Annotated in this window: 19 protein-coding genes and 2 pseudogenes; 13 read left to right on the plus strand and 8 right to left on the minus strand. The window is 52.9% G+C overall.

The features are described 5' to 3' along the window. The first annotated feature begins 205 nt into the window (after positions 1–205). Positions 206–1,507: a zinc ribbon domain-containing protein gene (locus B9H04_RS17955; RefSeq protein WP_139835039.1), complete on the plus strand. Its 1,302-nt coding sequence runs from the start codon at positions 206–208 to the stop codon at positions 1,505–1,507. A 44-nt stretch (positions 1,508–1,551) separates the two neighbouring features. On the opposite strand, the gene B9H04_RS19595 is transcribed toward B9H04_RS17955, so the two are convergent. The 4 genes from B9H04_RS19595 to B9H04_RS17970 form a co-directional block, all read right to left on the minus strand. Beyond that, a complete protein-coding gene (locus B9H04_RS19595; RefSeq protein ID WP_080508633.1) occupies positions 1,552–2,097 on the minus strand; it encodes a hypothetical protein in 546 nt (181 codons plus the stop codon). A 262-nt stretch (positions 2,098–2,359) separates the two neighbouring features. Beyond that, on the minus strand, positions 2,360–3,052 hold the full coding sequence (locus B9H04_RS19600) for a zinc-ribbon domain-containing protein (protein WP_394334718.1): 693 nt from the start codon (positions 3,050–3,052) through the stop codon (positions 2,360–2,362). Then, complete coding sequence (locus B9H04_RS17965) at positions 3,009–3,635, minus strand: hypothetical protein (protein WP_139835041.1); 627 nt, start codon at positions 3,633–3,635, stop codon at positions 3,009–3,011. The genes B9H04_RS19600 and B9H04_RS17965 overlap by 44 nt, the downstream gene beginning before the upstream one ends. A 1,110-nt stretch (positions 3,636–4,745) precedes the next feature. Then, positions 4,746–5,849 carry a HEAT repeat domain-containing protein gene (locus B9H04_RS17970; protein WP_139835042.1) on the minus strand — a complete coding sequence of 368 codons (1,104 nt, stop codon included), beginning with the start codon at positions 5,847–5,849 and terminating at the stop codon, positions 4,746–4,748. Positions 5,850–6,032: 183 nt separating this feature from the next. On the opposite strand from B9H04_RS17970, the gene B9H04_RS06855 reads away from it, so the two are divergent. The 4 genes from B9H04_RS06855 (at position 6,033) to B9H04_RS06870 (ending at position 9,300) form a co-directional block, all read left to right on the plus strand. Further along, complete coding sequence (locus tag B9H04_RS06855) at positions 6,033–6,320, plus strand: hypothetical protein (protein WP_049932970.1); 288 nt, start codon at positions 6,033–6,035, stop codon at positions 6,318–6,320. A gap of 3 nt (positions 6,321–6,323) precedes the next feature. Beyond that, a complete protein-coding gene (locus B9H04_RS06860) occupies positions 6,324–7,112 on the plus strand; it encodes a zinc ribbon domain-containing protein (RefSeq protein ID WP_049932969.1) in 789 nt (262 codons plus the stop codon). Positions 7,113–7,773: 661 nt separating this feature from the next. Beyond that, a complete protein-coding gene (locus B9H04_RS06865) occupies positions 7,774–8,988 on the plus strand; it encodes an FHA domain-containing serine/threonine-protein kinase (protein ID WP_080508632.1) in 1,215 nt (404 codons plus the stop codon). 138 nt (positions 8,989–9,126) lie between these two features. Then, the gene (locus tag B9H04_RS06870) at positions 9,127–9,300 is read left to right on the plus strand and encodes a PQQ-binding-like beta-propeller repeat protein (RefSeq protein ID WP_080508631.1); all 174 of its coding nucleotides are present in this window, start codon (positions 9,127–9,129) and stop codon (positions 9,298–9,300) included. A 114-nt stretch (positions 9,301–9,414) separates the two neighbouring features. Here B9H04_RS06870 and B9H04_RS06875 read toward each other — a convergent pair whose 3' ends face one another. Further along, complete coding sequence (locus tag B9H04_RS06875; RefSeq protein ID WP_080508630.1) at positions 9,415–10,539, minus strand: FHA domain-containing protein; 1,125 nt, start codon at positions 10,537–10,539, stop codon at positions 9,415–9,417. Positions 10,540–10,778: 239 nt separating this feature from the next. Between B9H04_RS06875 and B9H04_RS17975 the strand changes: the two genes are divergently transcribed. After that, positions 10,779–11,282 (plus strand): hypothetical protein, encoded by a 504-nt coding sequence (locus tag B9H04_RS17975; RefSeq protein WP_139835043.1) that lies wholly within the window; start codon positions 10,779–10,781, stop codon positions 11,280–11,282. Between the two features lie 29 nt (positions 11,283–11,311). Here B9H04_RS17975 and B9H04_RS06885 read toward each other — a convergent pair. Further along, a pseudogene (locus tag B9H04_RS06885) lies at positions 11,312–11,864 on the minus strand (IS630 family transposase); the annotation flags it as partial. A gap of 64 nt (positions 11,865–11,928) precedes the next feature. On the opposite strand from B9H04_RS06885, the pseudogene B9H04_RS06890 reads away from it, so the two are divergent. Continuing rightward, positions 11,929–12,162: pseudogene (locus B9H04_RS06890) on the plus strand (AbrB/MazE/SpoVT family DNA-binding domain-containing protein). Between the two features lie 27 nt (positions 12,163–12,189). Here the strand turns inward: B9H04_RS06890 and B9H04_RS06895 are convergent. Then, a complete protein-coding gene (locus tag B9H04_RS06895; RefSeq protein ID WP_162141821.1) occupies positions 12,190–13,233 on the minus strand; it encodes an FHA domain-containing protein in 1,044 nt (347 codons plus the stop codon). A 271-nt stretch (positions 13,234–13,504) separates the two neighbouring features. Here B9H04_RS06895 and B9H04_RS19605 point away from each other — a divergent pair, with 271 nt between their 5' ends. Beyond that, a complete protein-coding gene (locus B9H04_RS19605) occupies positions 13,505–13,942 on the plus strand; it encodes a CAP domain-containing protein (RefSeq protein ID WP_394334719.1) in 438 nt (145 codons plus the stop codon). 850 nt (positions 13,943–14,792) lie between these two features. On the opposite strand, the gene B9H04_RS06905 is transcribed toward B9H04_RS19605, so the two are convergent. Then, a complete protein-coding gene (locus B9H04_RS06905) occupies positions 14,793–16,058 on the minus strand; it encodes an outer membrane protein assembly factor BamB family protein (RefSeq protein WP_162141820.1) in 1,266 nt (421 codons plus the stop codon). Positions 16,059–16,266: 208 nt separating this feature from the next. Between B9H04_RS06905 and B9H04_RS06910 the strand changes: the two genes are divergently transcribed. From B9H04_RS06910 to B9H04_RS06925, 5 genes are all read left to right on the plus strand, one after another. Beyond that, on the plus strand, positions 16,267–17,499 hold the full coding sequence (locus B9H04_RS06910; RefSeq protein ID WP_162141819.1) for an FHA domain-containing serine/threonine-protein kinase: 1,233 nt from the start codon (positions 16,267–16,269) through the stop codon (positions 17,497–17,499). A gap of 270 nt (positions 17,500–17,769) precedes the next feature. Further along, positions 17,770–18,333, plus strand: a complete 564-nt coding sequence (locus B9H04_RS06915; protein ID WP_169714307.1) for a hypothetical protein — start codon at positions 17,770–17,772, stop codon at positions 18,331–18,333. Beyond that, positions 18,330–18,512 (plus strand): FHA domain-containing protein, encoded by a 183-nt coding sequence (locus B9H04_RS18620; protein ID WP_162141818.1) that lies wholly within the window; start codon positions 18,330–18,332, stop codon positions 18,510–18,512. The genes B9H04_RS06915 and B9H04_RS18620 overlap by 4 nt, the downstream gene beginning before the upstream one ends. A gap of 162 nt (positions 18,513–18,674) precedes the next feature. Beyond that, positions 18,675–19,703 carry a PP2C family protein-serine/threonine phosphatase gene (locus tag B9H04_RS06920; protein ID WP_080508624.1) on the plus strand — a complete coding sequence of 343 codons (1,029 nt, stop codon included), beginning with the start codon at positions 18,675–18,677 and terminating at the stop codon, positions 19,701–19,703. 145 nt (positions 19,704–19,848) lie between these two features. Further along, positions 19,849–21,051: a vWA domain-containing protein gene (locus B9H04_RS06925; RefSeq protein ID WP_169714308.1), complete on the plus strand. Its 1,203-nt coding sequence runs from the start codon at positions 19,849–19,851 to the stop codon at positions 21,049–21,051. Positions 21,052–21,230: the final 179 nt, after the last annotated feature.

Here is a 21,230-nt window from a genome sequence, read left to right on the forward strand (position 1 = left end):
TGCGAACTCCGGCGGAAGTGGGTGCCTCGAGCAGTACAACTGTACAATCGAAAATGAAGCATTCCAACTCACTCTGCCTCCCCTCAATACGTACGCGGAAGGGAGGCTACCAGACAGGGATAGCCGACAGCAACCCATCAGCAGAAACTATCGTTGTTATGTGTCTGTCGCTAGTAATATACTGCTGCCGACTCGAGTGGCTGATATGGCGGATAGCCCCCTCGAATCGCTCGCTGAAAAAGCAAAAGAACTTGATGCAGACATTTCCGATAGAGACCTTGCTACCCTCCAGACTGAAATCTCTCAAGGTTCATCGGAATCGCCGATCCTTGCCCTTGAGACGTTTGAGCTGATTATCCGGAGCCACCTCGAATCACTTCACTCTGCAGGCGTCCTCGACGACTGCGTAGAGGCTACCCTGACGCATCTCTCGGATACTGACCCCGACGTCCGTCTTACGAGTGCCGAGGCGCTCACAGGACTTGGTCGCAAAACCAACTCGACATTCAGTACGAGTGAATCACAGGGTGTCAATTGGAATGACGAGCCGTTGAACCGTGACACAGCAACTGCTGTGTTAACCGGGTTGTGTCACCGGCTGACTGTCGAATCACACGATGAAATCAGAGGTCGGCTTGTCGTTGGTATCGGCGAGTTTGGAAAATGCGATAATCAGATGGCAACTGACGCAGCGGCACGACTTGGCGAGTTCATCGATTCGTCTGGCAGCGACGATGATTCGTACCATGCGCTCGCGCAACTTGAGAACATTTGTACCTCCTTCCCACAGGTTGCTGTAGATCCTGACGTACTCACTGTACTCACTCCACTGCCGTCTGATACGATATCCGGACCAGAGACAGGGACAACGAACAATAATCTCGTTGAGACGCTGGAAATCTTGGGCCACGCTGCTGATACCGGTCCCGATGTAGTAGTTGGTGAACTCCCACGGGTCACAACGTATCTCAGCGATGGGTCGTGGTACGAGCGAGAAGCAGCAGCACGAGTCTGTGAACAACTGAGCACTGTCCGTTCGATAGAGCTGACACCGTTTGTTCCAAGGTTTGCTGATGCACTGACCGACGACAGCCGGCTGGTCCGTACACGATCTGCACGAACGCTCCACAAGATCGCTGAGGCTGGCAGCGATGCGGTTGAGCCAGCAGTCCCTGCGTTAGAAGCTCTTCGCGATGGCGATGTCCCAGACCCCCGACCACCGCCCATGACTCGGGTGCGGAGGCAGTTCCCAGATGATGCTGCCGTAATTGCAGAGGAGGCTTTAGCGGCGATTGAACAGTCCGAAACAAAGCTGTATGACCCTCCAGATTCGACGGCATTTGGGACTATTACACGCTGTCCCAACTGCGCAAATAAGCCCACTGACGGCGCCACCTTCTGTTCGAAGTGTGGCACTGAACTGATAGTGGAGTGTCGCCAATGTGGGGCAGAAGTTTCAGTTACCTCGAACTACTGTTCTCAGTGCGGAACTCCGTGTGAGCAGTAGGACGTTATTCAGTTTGCTGTTCAGGGGACTTTTACAGTACGGTATCAGTCAACAGCCTCGCCGGAGAGTTGTCTCTGACAGCTACCACACAAGCGAGTCGACTTCATATCAATATCATCAAGTGTCCGTGCCGCGCCCATGATACATCGCCGATCGGAGCAGTGCTCGAGGCCGTATAAATGCCCAGCGTGATGAGCAAGCCGCTCGTGGAGCCGCGCCGTGATACTTGACTCATCCGGAGGATCGCCTCCGTCGGTCGTTGGCGCTGTCAGATCTCGTCGAGAAATCACAGACACGCCTGCTGTCCAATCAAGATATCCCCATAACTGAGGCCGCTCGACAGCATCATCGATGTACACACTACAGTCAGTGACCCCAATTAGTGGCTCCTGGCTACACTCAGCGGCAAGTTGGTCAGTAATGGGCCGTGCAGCGACAGGGTCTGCAGCGACCTCGATCGAACCAGCAACGTCTCTTGAGTCACATCGAAACGTGAGTGGGTAACGGCCCGTGAGCGAAGCCATAATCGGCTCAAGGGACGTCGCATCCACAGTGCCGAGCGGGACGACCGAGACAGGAGCAGTGTTCATAGGATAGCTTGGATGGATTCCGGCCTGTCACCGAACCCGAACTGTTGACTCCGTAGTTGTAGCCGCGGTGGGTAGTGCATGGAGGTGACAGACTCAGCGATCACGTTCGGTGGCGACTGCCGAAGAGACAGGCGTGTGACAGTCTCAATCGTCGTCCACACCACATCAGGCAGTATTTCTAACCAGTTGTGAACTGAGGGTTGCCTTCCAGCCTCACGAATGCTCCGGGCGATATGTGCTCTTGAAGGCGCCAGTGGTGCGCTCACTGTAATTCAGCACCACAGTGGGAACAAAAGTTGGCAGTGTCAGGTTCCGATAGCGCGGTGCCACACTCAGGGCAGTAGGCAGTCGTGGGCTGTTGTGCTGACTCGGCTGGGGTTGAGTCTGGTGAATAGAGTTTTGTCGGGGAATCGTCGGAATCAGGTCCGGCGGTATAGAGTGACGTCGTTTCATCAGTGGATGACCCAGTAGAGGTGTCTGAGCTAGCGGGTGGGCCTGTCTGACTGGCTGCACTATCTTGAGTGAGCTGTGAGATTGCGGCTGCGAGATCTCCATCGGTTTGCAGTAAGACATCGTGTGCTTTTGCCGTTGGAACATCCGCTCGTTCGGCCACAATCTCAACGTCAGCCTCTGAGATGTCTGAGTTCGGGTTACCAACGGTCGTGGAGTGATCTTCTTGTGACGGGATGTCTCCCTCCTCAATTCGGACAATAGCTGCAGCAAGGTCCCCATCCTCGAACTCAAGCGCTCTGCGAGCAAGGGCCCTTCCGACTTGACACCGATATGCGACTAATTTTACGTCGGATTCTGGGATAGTCATATGGCCACAATCACCCCGAGTTGAGGTACAATGTGCTGGTGAGGGTGCGCCGCAGCTGCGGCACGGTGATCCCGGCTGACGGAGCGCTGTCTTAGAGTTTGGTACCACATACTGGACAGAATGTCGGGATGTCATCGCGGTCAGGGAACGCCCGCTCGCATGCTGGACACCGTGCCTGTTCGAACGTGGCTGTTACGTGATCTGTCTCCGAGTCAGTAGCTCCCTCAGGCGTCGATTGTGTTGGCGTGGCGTGCTCACCACCATCAGAGTGGGGTGTGTATATTGCTGTGTCGTCGGTTGCACCTGCGGTGTCGTCGCCAGCATCGCTATCAATCGACTCCCCAATTGAATAGCCAAGCTGTCGGAAGTAATCAGCGACCGCTTCTTTCTGGACGTGCGGAATCGTTATTGCTCCAGTGGCCGTTGTGGAACAGTCCGTCGAGAACTCTTGTTCCACCAATTTGGTCAGGACTGCTTGGTCTATCCGTGAGAGGACTGGGCCATCAACAACGATCGGCGGCGTCACGACATCCGTAGGCTCAACGGTAAGCGACAGTTTCGCCTCTGATGATGGTGCACAAACACAGCGATCCTGTGGGCCGTGGCAGTTCGAGCATCGTTCTTGTCCATCAGGGGGGAGATACGCCGGGTTGAACTCACACTCACAGGCGAACTGCGGATTGCCACAGGTCGAACACACTGCCGAGTCATCGCTCATAACTGTGCTCCACTGAGACTCTTCTGCGTACGTGACATATTTGCTGTGGACAGGGAGTACGGACCGCCCTTATTTAGAAGTTGGATGTGCCTCGACGCCCAGTCGGACTGACGCACCAGATTGGAACTTTGGTCCAACCGTCCACCCACTAGTGCTCGGTGGCGACTGTTGAATGCGTTCAGGAATCCCGTTCGGGAAGTGATTAGAGCCGCTTTGTATACTCAACAGCGAGCGCATCACTGTGGAGCTGTGCTATACTGAGATGGTGGTGAAGCTGAATTCGAGAGACTTCCCAGTATACCGGTTGTCGTACGGCGATTCACGGATTTGGTGAAGCCAGCGTGTGCTCGCTCGCAAGCGGGCCTGCTACAGATACATTCTAATATCCATATGCAGCTTCCCAAAGTCGATGAGAATGTTCGGACGTCGCTCGCAATCTGTAGCTACAATGGGCCCAACAATTGTGTCTAGTTTTTCTGCGACGGCGGCGCTTCGATAAGCAAACGTCGCCGCGGCAGCGGGCAACAAAATATTCGATCCCAGCTTGAATTCGGCACCCCAAAGAAAGATTCCTGCAACGACTGCCGGAGACATAAGCCGGAGAACGAATGGAACGGCGAGTGGAGCCCAGATTGCGAACAGCAGTGCGAGATGTCCGGGAGCCCAAACATCAAAAACAGCCTTGACTTGGAACCAGCGGAGAAACTGGTTGCTTCCCCCTCGGTCGTCGGCATAGACTCAATGGAAGGGTCAAGACTATAGATGGGACACGGTCTCGGTGTCTCTAAAAGCGTTGGAATGAGATCTGCGTACTGCTGGGAGGCAGCGAGATCATCGAGGGAACAGCCCTCATACTGTTCTTGGCTTCGCTCGACGACGATGGCGTCCATGTCGTTCAGTACCGACGCTGATATCTGCGTAGCTTCAGAATGCGAGCCGGGATGGAAATAATACGTTGCCCAATCAGTCTCAAAGAAAAATAGATCGGATGCCGTGACGTCCGGAGCGTCACCACTCGGTGGCTCTTACACCTGATCTGATCGGGATGAGAGTTACCTTCGGACGAGGGTCCCACCATATTTTGGTGTGAAACGAACGATACCTTGCGAATTACGGATCGTACAGCCGTGTTTTATTCGACGCATCCTGTGAATCATCAGCTGTGTGCTGATCAGTACCGCCCTGTGTCGGCTGGTAGAGGCGTGTCTCCTCGTCGTCGATACTCACTGCCGAAGACTCAGGTGAGTCGGTGTGCGTTTCGATGAGTTCTACGCAGTCCGTCGCAATACGCTGTACAGCACCCTGCTCTGGTTGGTTCGCTACTTGGGCAATGGCTGATTTATAGGGTGTAATCGCTGACGGAGCGGCTTGTCCAATCCTCCGCAGACCGATCAGTGAGTTCTTCTGCACCACTCTGTCGGTGTCGACGGCCGTCTGCGCAAGTGCCCCACATTCAGAGCTGACAACCTCGGGGTCGACGGCCGCTATCTCCGCGAGTGCATAGGCGGCATTGGCACGCGTACTGGATTCGTGATGATTCAACAATGCTTCGAGACCAGGGATTGCGGGCCTCACAACAGCCGGGTACTCACTTGCAATGTTGCAGAGGGTCGATGTAGCCAGATTCTGTGTCCTCGCATCGAAATCGTCCAGTCGGTCAGCGATTTGATTGATACCAGACTTCACTCGAGCAGGTTCATGATCACTGATCCGATTGAGTGTGCCCATCGCTCGTTGACGCGTCAGTCTGTTGGAATCAGAAAGTGCACACACAAGCGTGTCAGTGTGTGCGGCGACAGCCTCGGGAGCGTGTTCTGAGATGTTAGCAATGACCTGTATACAATTTGAGCGAGCGGTCGCATAGCTGTCCGTTGTGGCGGTATCTGAGAGGGCTGGCAAAAACCGAATTACTGCCTCAGGATCCACCTCGGCGATCCGAAACAAGATGGCTGCAGTATTTGCTCGGACAAGGTTGTGTGAATCGTTGAGCCCTGCGCTAATGGACTCTAGTTGAGGAACGAGAAGCGACGCATCAGACTTCGCCACCTCGGTCAAGACTGTCGCTGCACCACCTCGAATTTCTTGATCACTGCTATTCAGTGTCGAAACAACTGCTGCGACATCTACGTTGCGTGGATGTGACTCTACAGTCTTTTGGGCGTTTACGACGATTTCGTACGCATCACAAGAACTATTCGAGTCAAATGACACCATTTGTCAATCCGTTCGTACGCCACTCATATAATTCATCGTTCTATAGGCTGAGCTGAGCGAGTGCTTCGGGACTTGAGCCCGAGGCGGTTCACTAGCACTGAGGACTCGCTGGGAAGGATTCCCTCAGTGGTCACACTACCGTCCCGTAGCTATTTGGCAATTCCATAAGTTAGTAATGAGTAGATGGTGGAGCCGATTACACAGTGGGAACCAGCGTTGCTGCGAGAAATCGGCATTACCCTTTGTATCATAGCGATCACGATATTAGGAACACATCACATCCCAGATCTCAAGAAGAATCCCAGGCTACGGTTCCTGATCACAGCGTCAGTCGTGATTATGGTGCTCGGGGGAATGGATCAATACCCCGTTGTCACCGAAGCCCTCACGATCGCTGTGGCAGTTGCTGCTGTGGGGATTCCACTGGCAGTGTGTACACGAGCGTACAAGATTATTGTTACGACAAACTAATCCATGCTGTTCCAAATCGACGTAGTGGCCGAGCCTGTCCCTGGTGATCTCCCGATTTGGTTGATTACACTGGGTATCGAAGCGATGTTCCTCGGAGTAGTTATACACACTGTCCAACAGCGAGGATTATATTCGCAGTATACCAAGCGAGAGCGCCTTGTCGGTGTGTTTGGTCTCGGAATCGGGTATTTTTTCATTGCGCTCTCATTCATCAGCGCCAATTTCGGTCTCTACGGTACGTATCTGTACTTGCTGTTCCGGACAGTCGAGGGCGCAGCAGCTCTCGCGATTTTTATCCGGATACTCTCGTATTTCCGCAGTGGCTCGTACTCCACGAATCTCTCTTCGAAAGCCCGTCACATCCTGTTTGTATTCTTCATTATGACGGTCGGTGTGTCACTCCTACTGAAGGTCCTGATTGACGACCCATTCATTGGCGGCGTGTGGTACAATCTTTCGCTCGTTTATACAGTCTTGGTCGCGGTTTTGACGTTTGTCGCTGTTCGGTGGCGCCTCCGAAAAGTGCAGGCAGACACCAATATCGGTGTCACCGGCGGGATCGCGCTCGGTGTCGCTGGAGGGCAGATCTACGGCTACAGTCTTGGGGGTGAAATTGCGATCCTGCTAGTTGGGTCAGTTCTGTACGCAATCGGGTTTTGGAGTGCTGTAGCCTTCGTGTTCTCAGATGGGGTGTGGGGGCTGTTCAGCGACTCGGCCTGCTCACAGTGTGATGCAGACTTATCACAGTACAACGACCCGAAATTCTGTCCCCAGTGTGGAAATCCAGTATGAGGTACGCCAGTGAAATTCGGGCTAAACCGTCATGTAGGTCTACTGGTCCCTGTAGGGCAAATGCTCTGTTGGGATTAAACTAAAGAGCCCTACCGTACCTATTAACAAAGGACCACTATCAAATCAACATCCAATCCGCGAAGTCTCTCAAATCGATCACCATTAGCCATCTACTACGTATCGACATGACTGAGAATCTCCGCGCCGTCAAACACCACCTGCTCACGTCGGATGGAACTGAGCAGGCATTTACAGCTGATACAATCGTGAAGTTCGCAAATGCCGATCCACACGCTACGCAGAAACTTCGAAGAACGCTCGAGCAACTCTCATATGAACGCCATCAATCACGAGTCAACGAGCGGGTCGATCGCGCAATCTCTCATATCGAGTCTCAAATCAATACTCGTGGACCGCCGTACTCTGACCAAATCGAAGGGAGCACCTCCAATCAAGACGAGAATACACCACCAACAACAGTCGACCACAGATGCGAACTACTGTGTAGTGTGCGGGACGGAACTTCCAGCCACCGGACCGGCGAACTATTGTCCCGGCTGTGGCGCCGAGGTTTCCTAAGGATAGCGGAGCAATCGCCCCCCGATAGCAGATTTCTGCCGGTGGCGCGTACAGCCGCATGTATCGATAGCGACCCCACCCAATGACGTGGGATCTCAATCAGGGTGACAGGGTCAATGGGAGATTTACACTCCAATCACAGATCGGAAAAGGGGGGTTTGCAACCGTATGGAAAGCACGAGACGAGACGACTGGGAGTACAGTCGCGCTCAAACTTCCCGATGACTCCTCTCATAAACGGTCGGTCGTCAGGACACGGTTTGAGCAGGAGAGTCGGATTCTCTCAGAGCTTACAAGCTCAGTGACGCCATCGTGTATCGGTCATCCAATCGATTCGAATACTGCTCGTGGACGCCAGTATCTCGCCCTGGAATACATTTCGGGTGGAGATCTTAGCTATCAGAACGGGACAGGTAGGGGTGGCTCGACTACACACTCAGCTAGCGATCTCCCGTTCGCAATCGCACAGATGGTGGCGTTTCTCCACCATAATGACATCCTCCATTTGGATATCAAGCCGAAAAATATCCGCTATCGGGAGGATGGAACTGTCGCGCTGATCGACTTCAATACGAGTATTCGGCAGGAGACAGGCGACTCGACGCTATTTTACGCAGACCCGTATACTCCACCAGAACTAGCCCCAACTGACCTCCGTGATGCAGCGACCGGCCCGTGGTCAGATGTCTATAGTGCTGGGAAAGCTATCCACTATCTCTTGACTGGGACAACTTACGATCTTGATGAGACACCGTCTGGGGGAGTTCAACCTCATTCTGATGGGGCGGATTGTCCACAGGGGGTTTCCTCAGTGATTCAAGACGCAACGAAACGCGATCCCTCTGCTCGACCTACAGATGGCTGTGAGTTCCTCGAACAGCTCCGCACGGCAGCTGACCGGTCAATGCCGACTGCACACCTAGTCGAGTCACAGCACGACATCACAGTCGAAGTCGGACCCGATACCTCGGTTGGCCGCCCGCTCAGACACGAGCCTACTCCTGATATCAAACTTCTCGATAGCCAACAACACATCTCTGAACAACAATTTTGGATTGACTGGGATGGCTCCCGCTGGGTCTTGTATGATACCAGTTTGAACGGCACGTACATTAACGACGGTTCAGGGTGGACGTGGATTCTCAGTGAAGACGGGTATCATCAACAACTGTCCGCCGGGAGGATTGATCGCACAGCCGCCCAACCCCACGAAGGCGCAGTCCTCACTGGTGGAACTACGATCGCGCCAGTTGACCCCGGATACGGTTTTCAGTTGGTCTTTGCCACCGACGAGTAGTTCCCTCGTTACTGGTTATCCGGATCAAAGTACTCTGTTGAATCCGAAGAAGGCGGCAGGATAACGTCGTTCTGAAGGCAGTAGCGAAGCGGAAGAGTCGAATGTGCCTAATTACAGCAGGGTGACTCTTCGCCGACAGTGGCAGATGGAACCGTCTATGTCGGAAGCAGGGATAACAAGCTCTACGTAATGGACCTGACAGACGTCAAAAACTTAATTAAGACATATTCAGCAACTTCTAGAGGATACTTTGTGTTAACTGAACTCTCTCCAAATCTCTTCACGCACATTAATAGATTGGCAGGCCTTTAATGCCACCAGAGGAGTCACTTCGGATACAGACGATTCGCTCACCACCGCAGGCGGTGTAGATCTTGAACCCCAATTAGGAGATATATTGGTAAAAATCTAATAAAGTCCACTACCCTAAGATATTCGAATAACAGCACTGGCCACGCCATCCGCAAGGTCAACTTCTGCCCCGCCAGATAACGGCTGAGACTCGCCGTTTGACAGTTCTCTTCCATTCAATTGCGTTCCGTTCGAGCTATTCAAGTCTTGAATCTTGAGTGTTCCGTTCCTCTGATAACCGAGTGCAAAATGCGTGCCCGAAATATACTGACGCTGTCCTTCGGCTACGTGCTCAATAAAATCGTCTCGACCGAAGCGGACCCGCTGGCCTGAAGCGAGTTCTTCGGTGATGACTCCACCGCCAGCGATATCAAGTTTAACCGTAACGCTGCGTGACGAAGCAGTAGATCCTGGCCTCGGCGCTGTTGCGGTGGATGATTCACTCGAATCTTGTATTACAGTATCCCCTGACTGAATGGTCTCTCCTGTGATTGTAGTGTAGGTGTCTTTGAGGTTGGTACCAGTGGTTTCCGCGATCGGGATCATCAAGAGCAGTTTCAGTAGCGCCTGCTCGACCTCGGTGGCTTGTGCGTGGTTATGGAAGGCTGTATAAACAATATCTCCACGACCGTGTGAAAACTTATACGCAAGGATGTCGCCCGTTGTTGAATCACGCAATAGGGAAGTACTGCCCTGAGGGATCGTCTTAGGTTTGTACCAGCCACCAAGATCAAATTCGATCTCGATCTGTTGTTTGCCGAGTAACTCAACCAACTCCGGATCGTCAACGCTAGTTGTGACCGTCTGTGTCTGAGTCGACGTGTCGAACGCTGACGCAGTAAACGTTGTTAAGAGTTCACCCGCATAATCGGAAATGATCGCCGCTCCACCGTTTCTAATAAATGTATCGAGCGAGTCAGTAATTGAGTCATTACTGAACGTATCTTTGATAAAACTCTCAAGTGATGAGGAGTCGACCGCCGCATCCAGCGCTTTCCCAAGAGTACCGATCGCATCGTCGCGCCACTTAGTATGGCAGTTGATCATCAACACGCCATCGTCCATCGCGGGCAGGTTCGCCTGGTCGATCCCTTGATAATTTACCTCAAGTTTTTGTAATACCTCACCCATGTCATCGTATCCGGATTCGCTCACGTAAATCGGCGGAATTTCGTACGAACCAAGCCCGTTGTTGGCCATACGACAGTGTATCAACTGAAACGTAATATAGGTCACCCAGCCGACTAAGAACGCAGTAGAGGCCTACAACATCAATACAGGTGACTCTATGACGGATATAGTGGAAACAGACAGCGCTGGTTTGATCGTCAGGTGTTGATTACCTTGTACGGTGTAGTATCGATTGGGTAAGAGAGTGGCTGACTGCCGCCTTAGTTACCACCCCTGAATTAATGAGTTCTCAGTTAACATACCACCATATGACAGAAGACGAGAAATCGTTTCGCGAACGCGTTAAAGAGATTCGTGAACAACGGGAACAGGAACGGAACAATGATGACTCCCATGTCGGTCAGGGGGTCCAAGCGGATCAACAGGGCAGTTTTCAACCAGACATTCCCGACATGGATCAGTTTCTTGAGCAATTTGCGACAGAACTCTCTGGATGTCGAATAGTTGTGGAGACCAACGATATGCGGCTTGAGTTTCATGATCAGTCATTATACAAGACCCAATTGGGTACGGGACCGATGTATCAGTTGCTTGGTGAGCCAGACCGAAAAGAACCGATCCACGGTGACACCCGAAACCATGACCCTACCCCGTCAACATCGACAGATTCAACGACAAAGGTGTTCACGCCCGATTCAAACGGAGGCTCTGGCGGACAAGACACAACAATTGAGTTCTGTCCTGGATGCGGGTCGGACATAGGGTCGTTTGCCGACATCCAGCACTGCCCATATTGTGGTCGCGAGTTGTAGCAGAGCAACTGCGTGGACTATAGTAGTTACTAGAAATAATTACCCTCATTTGGAATCGAGAGTTGATCAAGAGCACTGTCGATCGCTGTTGTAAGTTCGTCGAGTGAATCAAAAAAGCGGTTGCTGAGAGCTGCTTGGAGCCTTATCCAGCATTCTTCGACTGGGTTTAGTTCTGGCGAATATGAAGGAAGCGTCACGAAGGCGAGGTCGTCACGGGCCGCAAGGTCCGTGACGGCCGATGCCTGAAAGTACGGTGCTCCATCGAGAACGACAATCAGATCATCTTCAAATTCTTTACATAGTGCCAAAATGAAATGTTTTGCGTGGTCAGCGGTAATGTACTCTGTAAATCGAGAGAAGAAGCGATCACCGAGGACGGTGATCGCGCCGAGCAAGCACGTCCAGTCCCGTTGACCAGATAATTCGACGGAAGGCCGCGTGCCGTGCGGAAACAACGCGGCACGCGGCTCAATTTGGACCGATTTCTTGGCTTGATCGATACAGACTACTGTGGCGTCCATTTTCCGCCGCTTTTTTGAACTCGTCATAAAACTCGTCTTGCGCGTCTTCGTCGGAATCGCTCTTTTGTTACTGGATAATATGACACCACACGAATATTTCCACGATCGGTCTCATACCGGGTTGTATGACCAGCGACAGAATTGACGCCGAAAGCAAGGTGTCTGGAAACCAAGCGAATATCCCCGCCCAAATTGTGTAGGATCCCGAAATCGACGATGGTGATCAACTCTGTTGACATCTCGAAGACGACGAGAGCATTCGGGTCCACGTGATCCAACAGCAAACGGGCATGTTCGCCAACTTCGACGGCTACGCTGATGGGGAGACGACCGATGTCACGAGCGATCACGACGCCTAAGGCGTCAACGTCGAGTAAGTTCGAGCCTCAATCGAGACTGACAGTAAAGGCCATCAAGTCTTCTCGTGTTCCGAAGGCGAGTTGGTCACCGTCTTCAAACTGTGTGCGATCATCCACTGTCGTCCATTCTTGTGACTCACTCTCTCTGATAAACGACCCATTTGAGGACTGGTCGATGAGAACCCACCCATCAGTCGTGTACTCGACGGTGGCATGCGTCCGGGAGACAGTAGATGGACCATCTATCGTCACATCAGCTTGGTCGCCGCGGCCGATTGACTCTCCATCAGAGATATCGTACACAACCTGCTCCGGATATCCGTACAGCTGAACTGTTCCAGATTCCGATTCGGATGCCGAATCAGTAGTCGGAGGGTGTTCTGGATCTGCCCACCCAGCGATTCCCACTCGAAATGTCGCCTCAAAATCGGGGGGTAACACAATGGTGTCGCCATCCGTAACCTCCTGGTACTCATCAGTCGGAATGTCCTCTCCATTAAGGACCGTTCCGTGCTTCGAGCCTGCATCACGGATCCAGCATTGTTCGGCCTCAGGATCGATTACAATCTCAAACTGCTCGCGACTGATGCAGAGTGCCTTTTCACGAGACGTCTGTTCTACAATGAGCGGTCGGAGCTCGGCCCCGACTGACTCCCCATCAGTGAGTGGTACTGCTGTGTCACCCAAGCTAATACTCACTTCGAGCCCGCCAGACTCCGATGCTGAAGCAGGTTCCTCAATTGGTGTCGAAGCTTCATCGGTGTCGAGTTCAGCGCCGCACGACCGACAAAAGTTCTGCTCGGGCTCATATGCTGACCCACACTGTGGACATGACATTTCATCCTGTGTAGCTGCATCGTCGCCGTCACGTGGCGTCTGCTGAGTTGCTGATGAAGACATCGTTGTAGTAGGAGTGGTGTCTATCTGCTCACGCCCATCAGATTGCTCGTCAGAAGAGGACTGGTCTTTTTCCTGAAATGTCGCCGCAACGGGTACACCACATCCATTACAGAATCCGGTGGTGTCAGGATCTAGGTTTGCCCCACAGTTTACGCATTCGATTGAACTCATTCTGGCTATACATATACCTTCAGTCATGTTCAATACAGGGGGTGAAACTCGGACAGCTGCTCCCAGTAGTGAGGAGTGGATTCTTCTAGCACGTGAGGTCATTCGCTCTGGCTTTGACCGGCACTTTGAATCCGGTAGCTCGAAGTAATTAGGCCTCGTAGGGTTCAGAGAGTGATTACCGGTGGCCAAGTCAACTCCAGCATTTCAAGATCTTACCGGCTCGGCCGAGCGGTTCGACCCGCATCGCGCTGAGCATGAGATTCATCGAGCAGTGAATCAAGTTCGGACTGCCCACGGTCTCGAGTCACTCTCATATCAGGACGATATTGCAAACGTTGCACGCCAGCATAGTCACGATATGGCAGCCCAAGGGTACGTTGGCCATCAGTCACCGGGTGGAGCAAACATCAAAGACAGACTCGACAAGCACACAGCGCCCCGTGGGTCGTCACGAACTCAGTATACAGCCTGCGGCGAAAACATCGCCCGGAGCCACTATGACTCTCGTGTGGCACTCGATGATGGGACAGTCATCAAATTCCAATCGCTGTGGGAATTTGGCCACGGGGTTGTGCACGGCTGGATGCAGTCGTCAGGGCACCGTTCAAATATACTTCGAGACTCGTGGACAGCCGAAGGAATTGGGATTGTGAAGCACGCACAAAGTGAGGTTCTCGTAACGCAGGTGTTCATTGGTTCACACAGATGACGGAGATTCACAGTGGGAAACTTATTGCTGGGAGGTTTCGATGTCGCCGCCGACTAGCAAATGGTGGGAGAGTGACGATCTGGAACGCCGACGATATCCATCGATCAACCGGTGTTGTAGTGAAGGTCCCACAGATTAGTGCTCGCTCAGTTGGTGGATTTCCTGCGTTCAACCACCGAGTAGCTATCCTTCGGGAACTGACCACTGGGTCCACACCGCCGCTGGTTCCAACTATCTACGACAAAGGCACGCTTGAGACAGGAAGACCGTATCTAGTGCAGTCGCTTGTCGACGGCCAACTTGCAACTGAGCTACAGTGCGGCGATCGTCACAAAGCGCTTGGTCGGCTTTGCAGTCGACTGTGTCAGTTCGCACGTGGACTGCATCGACACGGGCTTGTTCACACCGATCTCAGACCGCAAAATATCGGCACCCTCGATTCAGGTGCGTATCGAGTACTCGACTTGGGGGGAGTTAACGAACGGACACGGTGTGCAGACTGCGGTGTATACCCGGCGGCTGGAGCAGGAAACCAGTGTTCGGCATGTGGAGCCTCACTGACTGATTCAGCACCGCAAATCGACCTGCCAGCGATGTCGTTTCGGCCTCCAGAATTGGCCACGACTGAGGTTGTTGGACCGTGGAGTGATGTGTACTCAATTGGGCGGATTCTGGAGCATGTTCAGGCGAACCTCTGGGAATCCACAGCGACACTCATTCCCCAGTCGCTGCTTGAACGGGCGACAGCCAACCCTCACGAGCGATTTCAGACTCCAACAGATCTGCTGTGTGCAGTAGAGTCAGTCCGCAAATCTGCGTGAGACGTGTGTACTGGGTAGAAGTATCGAGTTTATTCGACGAGGCTGTGTCCACACTGTGGGCAGTACTTTGGATCGGTATATTCCTCGAGATTGTTTCCACAGACCGTACAAAACTTGTCCGGTGAATCAGTGACTGCGTCTGCGCCACCGAGTTTCACCACATAGCCGTCGGCTGTCCCGATGAAGAGGGCGTGATTGCCAACAATGTGTCTGACCGGTTCGAATGTTGAGAACGTCCGTGTATCGATCACGTCACCGGAGGCAGTATCGACCACACACAACTGCTGACCAACGTAGGTGTACAGGCGGTCTCCAGCGACAGTCGTCGAGGTAGCACTGACAGTTGGTGAATCGGGATGCCGATCAATATCTTGACTCCAGTTCACATCACCCGTCTCAGAGTCCAACGCGAGGATGTGATCTTTGTATGTATCAGTGGCATACAGTGTATTGGGTCCCAACGCGATGTGATACTCCCCGTCGCGTTGCCAGTCGATCACGCCGGTGTGCTTGTCAATGCGTGTGAGCCCATCGCCAGTTGGGCTCCCGGACGACGCCTCTTGAGCAATGAATACCCCAGTGTCACCGACAACGGGCGCTGACGCATCATTGAAGCGATCAACATGCCCGTGAATATCGACATCCCACACCCTCTCTCCTGAGAGAGTTAGTGCGTGAACGATCCCATCGACGATTGGCTCTGGTGCAGCCCCAACGACCTGTCGTTGGAGCAAATAGACGCGCTCACTGTCAGCCGACGGGTGGCAAAACCGCCCGTCATCGATTGAATACTCCCAGTGCTCAGTCCCGTCTAGTGAGTACAGCCGGGCGACACCCTGTCGTGTCGCGATGATGGAGTTAGAATCTACTGCCGTCGGTTTCCACACGTCTGTGGAGAGCGTATTGATTCCAGAGTCCCCATCAGGAGTGGGTGGAGCCTCGAACTGATTGGTCATCGTCCCATCGGCTGTGCGGTAGACAGCGATGGACGTGCCGCCAACGACGAGAAACTCGCCAACGACACAAAGCCACGGGCCACCACGAGAATGATCGTGTGTGAGATCTGCCGCCGATTGCGACCAGACAGCATCGCCAGAAGCGACATCAAACGCATAGAGCCACCCGCCGGCAGTCGCATAAAAGAGCACCCCGTCAGCCATGACTAGACTGGTTACCTCAGTAGGTCCACCAAGCAGTTCTTCAGCTACCTCGGGGCTCACAGCGCCTGGTCCCTGTGATGGCGTTTGGGATCTGCGACGGCTATCAGATTTCTCTGTCTTCCAGTCGTTGGTCATGGTAATTGGTGGTCTCATAGACCGAGTACAAGGATCCTCTTGATGGTTTTGGCACGCTCAAGAGCCAGTGCTCGACATTCACTGGGTGGCAATCGTGGCTGCCCGCACAGCGGCCATCGCTAATTATATAATACATCATACATGATAGTGACGTGAACATCCAGACTGTAGGTCACTTTTATTATACCAACGAAATACTATGCCGGATATGAGTTGGACGCCGTCTCAAGGAGATACTATTTCTAAGGGCGATTCCTATGAATTTATTGAACAAGTTGGAAGCGGAGGGTTCTCAGTAGTATGGAAGGCTCAGAACCAGTCAACTGGTGAGGATGTCGCTATTAAGGTTCCGAACTATGCCAATGCGAACATGCCGGATACAGATATCGAGGTGTATTTTGGGCGCGAGTTGAGCGCGCTTGAAGATATTACGAACGCAGGAGGGCACCCCCATATAATGGAACTTCATGAGTCGGTAAGCCATCAGGGAGTCGATCTCATGGTGGTCGATTTTATCACTGGAGAGCTCATGGAGGACGTCCAGAGCATCACCGATCCACAGAATGTGCGACAGATCGGAATCGCAATCTGTGATATTTTCTCCTTTCTTCACGAGAATGAGATTATCTACCGTGATCTGAAGCCCGACAATATAATGCTGACGGGGAATGACGAGCCGAAGCTCATTGATTTTAATACGGCCCGAGATCCGCTCCAGTGTCCAAACGGACATGAGATCAAGTTCGAGAATGCAGACCAGAATCACTGTACTGTATGCGGGACAGACTTGAACTCAGGAACTGTTGTGACCGCGGGTGGGAAATTCAAAGCGCCAGATCTGACCAATCAACAGTACCGGCAGGGCCCGTGGACTGACGTATACGCCATTGGAAAGATCCTTTTTTATATTCTTAATTCTGGGCAAGCAGTCATTCAGGACAACATCGATCCACGTGACTATCAGGTATCCACGTCGGCTCCACTCGCGGAGATTATTCAGCGCTCTACTGCGGTCAATCCGACAAACCGGTTCAGGAATGCGACGGAGATGAAAGAGGCGCTCGAACAGAACGACGCCTCAGTCTCTGGTCCATCAGCGACGCTTCGAATTCAATCGACCGGGCAAGAGTTCACTGTCTCGCCAGGAGACACGCTTGGCCGAAAGAATACCGCTGGCCCGTATGCGACAATCGAAGTCGATGACCCGGGGAACGATGCCTATATTTCCAGAATTCACATGAAATTCGAGCATGAGCAAGGGCGGTGGGTCCTCAAGGACACGAGTAAGAACGGGACCATTCTGTATAAGAATGGGACGCCGTATCAGCTTGATTCGACCTCACGTACGCAGAATCCCGATCGCCGTGCGCTTGATGATCGAGACGTCATCTCCCCCGTGGCCGAAAACTATGGGTTAGATTTGCAGTTCAGGACCAATTGAAATCGCACTCAATTCAGACGGAGCGGTCGAATTGGAACTGTTGTAGCAAGAGGGCTTGCTATCAGTACATTGACTCTCTCTACCCGAATCTTGCTTCACACTCAGTAGTTTCTCTCTAAGCAAGAGGATATCAGCGATTCAAATCGCTTCCGTATAGGAGGAACCACGCTCTGATGGCGAGGAGTGACTTGCACCAAGATTTAATGCACAATGTGACAAAACCTTGGATAGTAATGAGCACTGAATGTTCTGTGTGCGGACACGAATTCAATGCAGGGCCGGATGACAAATTCTGCCCAGAGTGTGGTGCTGGAATCGGTCAGTCACAAGGAGGAGGGCAGTCCGGAGGCCAGCAGCCTGGTGGACAGAGTCAGGGCGGCAATCAACAGCAGCCTGGTGGCCAGCAACAACCCGGTGGGCAAGGCCAGGGCAGCAATCAACAGCAGCCTGGCGGCCAGCAACAACCCGGTGGGCAAGGCCAAGGCGGCAATCAACAGCAGCCTGGCGGCCAGCAACAACCCGGTGGCCAGCAACAACCCGGTGGCCAGCAACAACCCGGTGGGCAAGGCCAGGGCAGCAATCAACAGCAGCCTGGCGGCCAGCAGCAACCCGGCGGTCAACAGGGCCCAGGTAACCAACAGCCAGCCGGTAATCAACAAGGTCCCGGTAATCAGCAGGGGCCTGGCGGCGGCTCAACGGTTGTTCAAGACTCTGTCGTACTCCGATTCACCCGTGGAGGGTCCTTCGAGGCACCCACCGGTGAAGTCGTCGGTGAAAATATCCGTGAAGTGCTCAAGATCAATGGGGCCTCAGATCGAGAGGCTCGCCACGTGAGCCGGGAACACCTCCAATTTACAGTTCAAAACGGCGTCTATTATGTAACGGACATGAATAGTTCGAATGGAACCCAACTCAATGGCCAGAAACTCGCCCCCCAGCAGCAGTATCAGCTGTCGGATGGCGACAATCTGAACTTAGGAACCGTTGCAGACGCCACGGTGGAACTGAATTAACGGCTGAGGCTTCGGTTTCGGTTTCTCAGCAAGCAGAAATTCGTCCATCCTTTCATTCTGAACTGCTATTGAGGAACACGTATCAACAGATCCCGATATCCAACAACCTTGCTCCACTCAGGTCGACAAAAGGTTGAAAGTGTGCTCTGTCAATAAACAACCATGGATTACGCAGCACAGGTGGATATTGGTCGAAAGCGGTCCGACAAACTAAACGAGGACAGCGTTGGAACGCTTGTGTTCAATGAGGTTCATCGAGACCGCCGTCGGGCAAGTGCTGGCGTCTTTGTGGTCGCCGATGGTGCCGGCGGATATGAAGGCGGTGACCTCGCCTCGTATATTGCTACAACGTCGATTCCGGATTCACTGAGTGATCTGGTGTTCCGACTATCGAGGGGCGAGACAAGTCCGTTTGATGACCTAGATGTCCCTGATACAGTGACTCGATCACAACCAACCGAACAAGAAATCGGGAGCGAAATCCAAGATGCGATTCAGAATGCGGGGACGCTCATTACGGAAAACACTGTAGACGGCGCACGGTCGTCCACAACCGTCACCGCTGGAGTGTATGCCCGTGGAATGCTCAATCTCGGGTGGGTCGGTGACAGTCCGGCGTATGTTATCAACACTGGTGAAGAGACGATCGAGAAGATCTCCCGGGATCATTCACCCGTTAGTGACTGGGTTGTTGACGGAGAACTGGATCCAGTTGTGTCACGGGTCCACCCGGATTCGAACAGTGTGAACCAGTTGGTTGGTAATATGAACTTCACCACAGAACTCCGTCAATTGCCACTCTTCGGTGATGATATTGTATTGTTCACAAGTGACGGCCTTGTCGACGCACACAAAGAAAAGAACCGAGAACTCTATGAGAAATTCTCTCGTTCTAATGATCCAGAGTCAGTAAAAGCGCAAATCAAAGAAACCGTTATCACTGATGAGGAGATTAAAGAGATCGTCCTCTCACACAAGGACGACTTCGATGCTACAATCGAGCGGCTCATCAGCCGTGCAAACCGCATAGGTGGGGCAGATAACATTTCGATGATCATGTTCAGAGATCCATCGCGCCCAACGATCGCAGAAGCCGGGAAAACAGATCTAGACCGGACCTACGGCGAGCCAGCGTCGGATGCGGTGCCGATTCAAGACGCAGAGACTCGTCCACTCCCAGACCCTGAGTGAGAGTTATCGATCGCCAGCGCACGGGGGTCCTAGCTGAATCTATACAGTCACTCCGTTGTGTGCGCTACATTAAATATAATATATAGTAAGAATTTGGATGAGATGCGGGGAAAGCTACTTTGCCCTCCTGTCAAATAGTTCGGGTATGTCTGCTCAGCTGAGTGCAAAATTAAACCGTGCCAACCTGCCCGCAGACGGTGGGCAAGTGTTCTGTGAATTAGACATTCAAGGCGGGACCCAACGGGGTCAGTCCCAGCAGTACATCGCCTTCTGTATCGACGTTAGTGGCTCGATGCAAGGAGACAAGATCGAGAATGCTCGGAGTGCCGCTTCGCAGGTCCTCGGCTCACTCAACGATGAAGACTACGTGAGCCTAGTGACGTACGATTCCTCTGCTGATGTTGAGTACCCCGCAACGAAGTGGGGTGGGATGAATAAGTCGGACCTTCGAAACGCGATCTCCAATCTGGATACCGGGGACTACACCAACATTTCAGATGGGTTGGAGCGGTGTCGGTCTGAACTACAATCGCTCCCAGGTGGCCGTGATGTCGCAAAGTCGATTCTGCTGTTAACGGACGGCAAACCCAATCGGGGCCAATCATCAGAATCTGAGCTCCGTAGCCTCGCACAAGAACTGTCAGATTCTGGTATTTCGGTGTACGCGGCAGGGCTGGGGACGAATTACAACCAAGACATCGTCCGTACAATCGCCGAGGGGTCCAACGGGGAATGGGACCACATTACCAGTCCCAACCAGATCATGGACTTCTTCGACCGCGTCATCTACAAAGGGAGCCAAACTGTCGTTGCTAGTCCACAAGTCCATATCGAACCCCAAGGGATCGAAATCGGCGAGATCTACCGGAGGCAACCGCAGGTACAGGAAGTCGATGTGGATCGCACTAGCGGACGCCTCACAGCCGGCTTACCAAACCTCCAAAATCAGCAAACCCAGCAACTGTTGTTCCGGTTCGAAGCGCCAAGTGGGGAGCTGAATACGCAACGGACAGTGGCGAATATTCAGGTGACGCAGAATAACGACACCCTCCAGGAGATGGACCTGTATGTGAATTACGTCCCTAATGCAGGGCAATACGCGGAGAATGACGTTGTCCGGGCCCGCTTTGCGGACGCCCAAGCCAGACACGCCGCGTCGACTGGCGATGCAGATCAGGCCTCGACGATCATCGCAGGCCACGGCCAAACGATCGCGAGTCAAGATGGCCAAACGATCATCAATCAATCCCAACAGCAGATCGAGCAGCTCAAACAAGCCGATACGGTGGTTGGGCAATTCGAGAACAAGAGCCAGGTGACAAGGACAAAGCGACACGAAGGAATCTGAATTAAGCCGCAATTAGCGGACATCGAGTCTGCCAACTACAATTCTCTGAGGCGGTGAGAATCTCCTTCCTAGATACGCTGTCTCATGGCCCTCAGTTTACCACCACTCCGGTAGCACTGTCGTAGCGAGAGTCACCGACTGGACTCATCGAAAAACTGATTAGTGTGACAATTTCGCAT

Source organism: Halorubrum ezzemoulense DSM 17463 (assembly GCF_002114285.1).
Lineage (GTDB): Archaea > Halobacteriota > Halobacteria > Halobacteriales > Haloferacaceae > Halorubrum > Halorubrum ezzemoulense.